Origin of the sequence: Burkholderia anthina (assembly GCF_902498995.1) — a bacterium.
GTDB classification, from domain to species: domain Bacteria; phylum Pseudomonadota; class Gammaproteobacteria; order Burkholderiales; family Burkholderiaceae; genus Burkholderia; species Burkholderia anthina.
The window spans coordinates 195,926-201,942 of record NZ_CABVLY010000012.1; the positions used below are offsets into that span (position 1 = coordinate 195,926).

Annotated in this window: 5 protein-coding genes; all 5 read left to right on the plus strand. The window is 68.5% G+C overall.

Annotated elements, in window-relative coordinates:
* The first annotated feature begins 5 nt into the window (after positions 1-5).
* On the plus strand, positions 6-1,025 hold the full coding sequence (gene motB, locus BME24068_RS17530) for a flagellar motor protein MotB (protein WP_174926816.1): 1,020 nt from the start codon (positions 6-8) through the stop codon (positions 1,023-1,025).
* A gap of 107 nt (positions 1,026-1,132) precedes the next feature.
* Positions 1,133-1,510: a response regulator gene (locus BME24068_RS17535; protein WP_174926817.1), complete on the plus strand. Its 378-nt coding sequence runs from the start codon at positions 1,133-1,135 to the stop codon at positions 1,508-1,510.
* Between the two features lie 33 nt (positions 1,511-1,543).
* Complete coding sequence (gene cheA / locus BME24068_RS17540) at positions 1,544-3,760, plus strand: chemotaxis protein CheA (RefSeq protein ID WP_174926818.1); 2,217 nt, start codon at positions 1,544-1,546, stop codon at positions 3,758-3,760.
* A 48-nt stretch (positions 3,761-3,808) separates the two neighbouring features.
* Entirely contained in the window at positions 3,809-4,324 is a 516-nt protein-coding gene (gene cheW / locus BME24068_RS17545) for a chemotaxis protein CheW (RefSeq protein ID WP_096509044.1), read from the plus strand.
* Positions 4,325-4,361: 37 nt separating this feature from the next.
* A partial coding sequence (locus tag BME24068_RS17550) for a methyl-accepting chemotaxis protein (protein ID WP_174926819.1) occupies positions 4,362-6,017 on the plus strand: 1,656 nt, incomplete at its 3' end.

Below are 6,017 nucleotides of genomic sequence, written 5' to 3' on the forward strand. Positions count from 1 at the left end.
GCCCGATGAGCAAGAACACGGATCGCGCGATCGTCGTGAAGCGGGTGGCGCCGCAGAAGAAGGGCCATCACGGCGGCGCATGGAAGCTCGCGTATGCGGATTTCATGACCGCGATGATGGCGTTCTTCCTGCTGATGTGGCTGCTGGGCTCGGTCACGCCGGTGCAATTGAAGGGGATCGCCGACTACTTCAACACGCCGCTGAAGGCCGCGCTGTTCGGCAGCGGCGATCGCAGCGCGCAGGAAGCCAGCATCATCAACGGCGGAGGGCGCGACCTGTCGAGCCTCGACGCGGGCACGCTGCGCCGCACGGACGGCACGACGCCGCTCGCGGAGCGCGTCGCGAAGCCGATCGACGAGCAGTCGCGCGCGCAGGCGCAGGGTGCGCTCGAGCGGCTCGAGCAGGCGCGCCTGCACGACCTGCAGATCAAGCTGATGGCGGCGATCGAGGCGAACCCGACGCTGCGCCAGTTCAAGCAGCAGATCCGCATCGATTCGACGCTGATGGGCTTGCGCATCGAGATCGTCGATACGCAGAAGCGGCCGATGTTCGCGATGTCGAGCGACCAGGTCGAGCCGTACATGCGCGACATCCTGCGCGAGATCGGCAAGACGCTGAACGACGTGCCGAACCGGATCATCGTCCAGGGCCACACCGACGCGGTGCCGTACGCGGGCGGCGAAGGCGGCTACAGCAACTGGGAGTTGTCCGCCGACCGTGCGAACGCGTCGCGCCGCGAGCTGATCGCGGGCGGCATGGACGAGGCGAAGGTGATGCGCGTGCTCGGCCTTGCATCGACGCAGAACCTGAACAAGGCCGATCCGCTCGATCCGGAAAACCGCCGGATCAGCGTGATCGTGCTGAACCGCAAATCCGAAGACGCGCTGATGCGCGACGACCAGACGACCACGACGCTGTCGGCCGACGCGGCGGGCTCGAAGCTGCTGGCGCAGCAGCTCGGCGGCCCGTCGGCGGCGACGCGACCGGTGCTCGCGAGCGCCGTCGCCGTGGTGCCGAAACCCTGACGTTTCCCAGATGCCGAGACACGCATGAAACAACCCTCACGCCCACTTTGTCCGCTGCCCCCCGAGGGGGCTGTCAGCCACCCTGGAGCGGCTCCGCGGAGGCTGACATGATCCGGACCATTCTCGCCATCGACGACTCCGCGACCATGCGTGCGCTGCTGCAGGCGACGCTTGTGCAGGCGGGCTACGACGTGACGGTGGCGCCGGACGGCGAAGCCGGCTTCGACATGGCCGCCACCGTCGCGTACGACCTGGTGCTGACCGACCAGAACATGCCGCGCAAGAACGGGCTCGAAGTGATCGCCGCGCTGCGCAAGCTCACCGCGTACGCGGACACGCCGATCCTCGTGCTGACGACCGAAGGCAGCGATGCCTTCAAGAACGCCGCGCGCGACGCGGGCGCGACCGGCTGGATCGAAAAGCCGATCGATCCGGCCGTGCTGGTCGACCTCGTCGCGACGCTCTCCGAGCCGGCGGCGTCCTGACATGAATGCGACGAACCCAACCGGTGACCGGGCATGACTCTCGACATCACGCAGTTCTACCAGACCTTTTTCGACGAAGCGGACGAGCTGCTCGCGCAGATGGAGCAGTTGCTGCTGAACCTCGACGTCGGCTCGCCCGATCCCGAGGATCTCGCCGCGATCTTCCGCGCCGCGCATTCGATCAAGGGCGGCGCGGCGACGTTCGGCTTTTCCGCGCTGACCGAGACGACGCACATCCTCGAATCGCTGCTCGACCGCGCGCGCAACCATGAGCTGACGCTGACCAAGGAAATGGTCGACGCGTTCCTCGAGACCAAGGACGTGCTGTCCGACCAGCTCGTCGACTATCGGGCGAGCGCCGAACCGGACGCGGCGGCTGCCGCGGCGATCTGCGCGAAGCTCGAACGGCTGAAGGCCGAGAGCGGCGCGGGGGCATCCGGTGCGGCGCCGGCCGCGCCCGCCGTCGCTGCGGTCGCACCGGCATCGGCACCGGCGCCGGCCGTCACCGGTGGCGCGCCCGATCACGTGGTCGAGCAGGCCGTCGCGGCCGCGCATCCGGCGGCCGACACGATCGATGCCGCCGGCGCCGCCGAAGACGGCCCGCACCTGAAGATCACGCTGAAGGGCGTCGACGCGAAAGACCAGGCGCTGCTTACCGAAGAGCTCGGCAATCTCGGCGTGATCGTCGGCCGCGAGGAAGCGGGGGGCGACCTGACGCTGTGGCTCGAATCGGACGTGCCGTCCGACGATATCGTCGCCGTGTGCTGCTTCGTGATCGACGACAGCCAAATCCGCGTTGCACGCGGCACCGCGCCGGCCGCACCCGCCGCAGCGCCGGCCGAGGCCGTAGCGTCCGAACCCGCCGCGCGGGTCGAGGTGTTCGCACCGGCCGCCGCCGTGCCGCAATCGCCGGCGCCCGCCGCCGCGGAGCCGGTGCAGTCGGCACAACCGGCACAACCGGCACCGCACGCGGAACCCGCCGCATCGGCCGCCGCGCACCACGACGACAAGCGCGCGCGCCCGGCCGCCGCGGCCGCATCGGGCGCCGAAGGCAGTTCGATCCGCGTGGGCGTCGAGAAGGTCGACCAGCTGATCAACCTCGTCGGCGAGCTCGTGATCACGCAAGCGATGCTGGCGGAAACGGCCAGCGCGTTCGATCCGGCGCTGCACGATCGCCTGTTCAACGGCATGGCGCAGCTCGAGCGCAACGCGCGCGACCTGCAGGAAGCGGTGATGTCGATCCGGATGATGCCGATGGACTACGTGTTCAGCCGCTTCCCGCGGCTCGTGCGCGACCTCGCCGGCAAGCTCGGCAAGCAGGTCGAGCTCGTCACGTTCGGCCAGGCGACCGAGCTCGACAAGAGCCTGATCGAGCGGATCATCGATCCGCTCACGCATCTCGTGCGCAACAGCCTCGACCACGGGATCGAGACGGTCGACAAGCGCGTGGCCGCCGGCAAGGATGCGGTCGGCCAGCTCGTGCTGTCGGCCGCGCATCACGGCGGCAACATCGTGATCGAAGTCAGCGACGACGGCGCGGGCCTGAACCGCGAACGCATTCTCGCGAAAGCCGCGAAACAGGGCATGCAGGTGCCCGACAGCATCAGCGACGAAGAGGTGTGGAACCTGATCTTCGCGCCGGGCTTCTCGACCGCCGAGACGGTGACCGACGTGTCGGGCCGCGGCGTCGGGATGGACGTCGTGAAGCGCAACATCCAGTCGATGGGCGGTCACGTCGAAATCACGTCGCAGGCCGGCCGCGGCACGACCACGCGGATCGTGCTGCCGCTCACGCTCGCGATCCTCGACGGGATGTCGGTGAAGGTCGGCGGCGAGATCTTCATCCTGCCGCTGAACTTCGTGATGGAGTCGCTGCAGCCGTCGATCGACGACATCTACACGGTCGGCAACGGCGAGCGCGTGGTGCGCGTGCGCGGCGAATACCTGCCGCTCGTCGCGCTGCACGAAGTGTTCTCGGTCGAGGACGCGCGCACCGACCCGACCCAGGGGATCGTCACGATCATGGAAACCGAGGGGCGCCGCTTCGCGATGCTGATCGACGAGCTGGTCGGCCAGCAGCAGGTGGTCGTGAAGAACCTCGAAACCAACTACCGCAAGGTGCACGGCATCTCGGCGGCGACCATCCTGGGCGACGGCAGCGTCGCGCTGATCGTCGACGTCGCGGCGCTGAACCGCGAAACCCGTGCGATGCACGGCGCCCGAGCCGGCGCCGAGCTCGCGATCTTCTGACTCTCGCCATTCAACCCATCGGGGGCAAACGTGTCTGCTGAAGTCCAAATGATCAATCCGGCCGCGGCGAACGCGGCCAGCAGCCGCCGCGACGCCGGGCAAGGCGATGCGACGGGCCAGGAATTCCTCGTGTTCACGCTCGGCGACGAGGAATACGGGATCGACATCCTGAAGGTGCAGGAAATCCGCGGCTACGAGAGCGTCACGCGCATCGCGAACGCGCCGGATTTCATCAAGGGCGTGATCAACCTGCGCGGCATCATCGTGCCGATCGTCGACATGCGGATCAAGTTCCATCTGGGCCGCGTCGAGTACGACCACCAGACCGTCGTGATCATCCTGAACGTCGCGCATCGCGTGGTCGGGATGGTGGTCGACGGCGTGTCGGACGTGCTCACGCTGCAGGCCGACCAGATCATGCCGGCGCCGGAATTCGGCGCGACGCTGACGACCGAGTACCTGACGGGCCTCGGCACGGTCGACGGCCGGATGCTGATCCTGATGGACATCGAGAAGCTGATGTCGAGCCGGGAAATGGCGTTGATCGAAGCGATTGGCGCGTAAGCGCGCCGCGCGCGCAGGAACTTCGGGAGAATCCGCAATGTTGCATAACTGGTCGATCCGCACGACGCTCACGGCGGTCGGACTCATCCTCGTGTGCCTGGCTGCCGCGGTCGGCGGGCTCGGCCTCTACGCGCTCAATCACGCGAGCCGCTCGCTCGACGAGATCGCGCACGTCGACCTGCCGGCGATCCACGCGCTCGACGATACGTCGTCGTACCTGCTGCGCGCACGCGTGTCGCTCGACCGCTTCCGTTCGCTGACCGAGGCCGGCAACACGGCCGAGGCCGGCAAGGTGCTCGACCGCGCGCAGGTGCTCTACACGAAGTCGAACGAGAACTGGCAGGCGTTCCAGTCGACGCCGAAGCCCGGTGTCGACCAGGCGCTCGTCGACGCGCTTTCCACGCGCTACACGGCGCTCGTGAAGGAAGGCGTCGAGCCGGAATTCGCGGCCGCGCGCGCGGGCGACATGACCGCGTACCACGCGGTCGCCGACACCCGGATCAGCCCGATGTTCGTCGCCTACGACCAGGCCGCGTCGGCCGTGATCGCATCGCTGCAAAAGCGCGCGAACGAGCGCCAGGCCACGACGCAGTCGCAGATCTCGCTGATGATCGGCCTGATCGCGGCCGGCATCGCGATTGCGTTCGTCGTCGTGATCGCGATCCGCTTCGCGCTGCGCGGGCTGATCGTGAAGCCGCTCGAGGATGCGATCGCGCACTTCGAGCGCATCGCCGGCGGCGACCTCACGCAACCGGTGAACGTGTTCAGCAAGAACGAGATCGGCCGCCTGTTCGGCGGCATCAAGCGGATGCAGGACGCCGTGACGACGATGGTGCAGGCCGTGCATCGCGGCACCGAGTCGATCGACGTCGGCGCGCGCGAGATCTCGACCGGCAACACCGACCTGTCGCAACGTACCGAAGAGCAGGCCGCATCGCTGCAGGAAACCGCATCGAGCATGGAGCAGCTGACCGGCACCGTGCGGCAGAACGCGGAGAACGCGCGGCAGGCGAGCCAGCTCGCGGTGAATGCATCCGACATCGCGACGCAGGGCGGCGAGGTGGTCGGCCAGGTCGTGTCGACGATGCAGGACATCGCGGCGAGCTCGGGCAAGGTCGTCGACATCATCGGCACGATCGAGGGCATCGCGTTCCAGACCAACATCCTCGCGCTGAACGCGGCGGTCGAAGCCGCGCGCGCGGGCGAGCAGGGCCGCGGCTTCGCGGTGGTCGCGGGCGAAGTGCGCTCGCTCGCGCAGCGCAGCGCGAGCGCAGCGAAGGAAATCAAGCAGCTGATCGGCGATTCGGCCGGGAAGGTCGAAAGCGGGTCGGCGCTCGTCGCGCGCGCCGGCTCGACGATGGACGAGATCGTCCAGGCCGTGCGCCGCGTCACCGACATCATGGGCGAGATCAGCGCCGCATCGGACGAGCAGTCGACCGGCATCGAGCAGGTCAATCGCGCGGTCGGTCAGATGGATTCGGTCACGCAGCAGAACGCGGCGCTCGTCGAGCAGGCTGCTGCTGCGGCGGCGTCGCTCGAGGAGCAGACGCGCCAGATGAAGTCGGTCGTGTCGAGCTGGCGCGTCACGGGCGGCATCGCGCTCGCGCCGTCGCGCGGCGCCGTGCGCCCGGCCGCGCGCGAACCGGCCGCGCTGCCGTCGGCAAGCCGTTACGAAACCGCGCCGGCACTGCCG

What these genes read in the sequence shown, in the direction of transcription:
- motB (WP_174926816.1), top strand. Translation starts at nt 6, where the DNA reads ATGAGCAAGAACACGGATCGCGCGATCGTCGTGAAGCGGGTGGCGCCG.
- cheW (WP_096509044.1), top strand. Translation starts at nt 3,809, where the DNA reads ATGATCAATCCGGCCGCGGCGAACGCGGCCAGCAGCCGCCGCGACGCC.
- cheA (WP_174926818.1), top strand. Translation starts at nt 1,544, where the DNA reads ATGACTCTCGACATCACGCAGTTCTACCAGACCTTTTTCGACGAAGCG.
- BME24068_RS17535 (WP_174926817.1), top strand. Translation starts at nt 1,133, where the DNA reads ATGATCCGGACCATTCTCGCCATCGACGACTCCGCGACCATGCGTGCG.